The following is a 1,507-nucleotide window of genomic DNA, read 5'->3' on the forward strand; positions in this document are numbered from 1 at the left end:
GCCCGCCCGGGCCGAGGGTTACTGCCCGGCGGCCTTGCGGGCGATGTCCGTACGGTGCTGGGAGCCGTCCAGGCGGATGCGCCCGACCGCCGCGTACGCCCGGTCGCGGGCCTGCGCGAGGTCCTCGCCGGTCGCGGTGACCGACAGGACCCGTCCGCCGGCGCTCACGATCGCGTCGCCGTCCCGCCGCGTACCGGCGTGGAGGACGTACGCGTGCGGCGCGTCGAGCTCCGCGACCTCGTCCAGGCCCGTGATGAGGTCGCCGGTGCGCGGCGTACCGGGGTAGTTGTGCGAGGCGACGACGACCGTGACGGCGGCGTCGTCACGCCAGTTGAGCGGCGGCTCGGCGTCGAGGGTGCCGTTCGCGGCGTTCAGCAGGACGCTCGCCAGCGGGGTCTTGAGGCGGGCCAGGACGACCTGCGTCTCGGGGTCGCCGAAGCGGGCGTTGAACTCGATGACCCGTACCCCGCGCGAGGTGATCGCGAGGCCCGCGTACAGCAGACCCGAGAACGGCGTTCCGCGGCGCCGCAGTTCGTCGACGGTCGGCTGGAGGACGGTCGCCATGACCTCGTCGACCAGCTTCGGGTCGGCCCACGGCAGCGGCGAATAGGCGCCCATGCCACCGGTGTTGGGGCCCTCGTCGTCGTCGAGCGCCCGCTTGAAGTCCTGGGCGGGGGTGAGCGGGAGGACGGTGGTGCCGTCGGTGATCGCGAAGAGGGAGACCTCGGGGCCGTCGAGGTACTCCTCGATGACGACGCGGTCGCAGGAGAGGGCGTGGGCGCGGGCCTGCTCGATGTCGCTCGTCACGACGACGCCCTTGCCGGCCGCGAGGCCGTCGTCCTTGACGACGTACGGGGCGCCGAACGCGTCGAGTGCCTCGTCGATCTCGGCGGGGGTCGTGCAGACGTAGCTGCGGGCGGTGGGCACGCCGGCGGCGGCCATCACGTCCTTGGCGAACGCCTTGGAGCCCTCCAGCTCCGCGGCCTCCTTGGAGGGGCCGAAGCAGGGGATGCCGGCCGCGCGGACGGCGTCGGCGACGCCGGCGACGAGCGGGGCCTCCGGGCCGATGACGACCAGATCGGCCTCCAAGCCGGCCGCCAGCCGGGCCACGGCGGCACCGTCCTGGGCGTCGACCTGGTGGAGCTCGGCGACGTCCGCGATTCCGGCGTTGCCGGGCGCGCAGTGCAGAGCGGTGACGTCGGGATCGAGGGAGAGGGAGCGGCACAGGGCGTGTTCGCGGGCGCCGCCGCCGATGACGAGGACCTTCACGCCAGCCAGGGTAGCCGGGTGGGCGGGCCGATCTTTGTGCGGGCCACTGAGCGGACTCCCCTTATTCGTTCGTGTATTCCTCCAGGACGGTGGCGCCGAGCTCGCGGACGATCAGGTCGTGGCCGGACAGCGCCGACTCGACGAGGTCCGGGTCGTCCTCTTCCGGTACGTCGTCCTCCAGGGCGACCGGCGGGGGGCCGGCGGGGGCGGGCGGGTCGTACGCGGGGGGCGGCGCGTC

Annotated in this window: 1 protein-coding gene; it reads right to left on the bottom strand. The window is 74.0% G+C overall.

The window, feature by feature from the left end; translation table 11 throughout:
• Window positions 1–18: 18 nt before the first annotated feature.
• Entirely contained in the window at window positions 19–1,269 is a 1,251-nt protein-coding gene (purD, locus tag HTZ82_RS11900) for a phosphoribosylamine--glycine ligase (RefSeq protein ID WP_175409315.1), read from the bottom strand.
• Between the last annotated feature and the right edge of the window lie 238 nt (window positions 1,270–1,507).

It is taken from the genome of Streptomyces sp. TRM64462, from assembly GCF_013362995.1.
GTDB lineage: Bacteria > Actinomycetota > Actinomycetes > Streptomycetales > Streptomycetaceae > Streptomyces.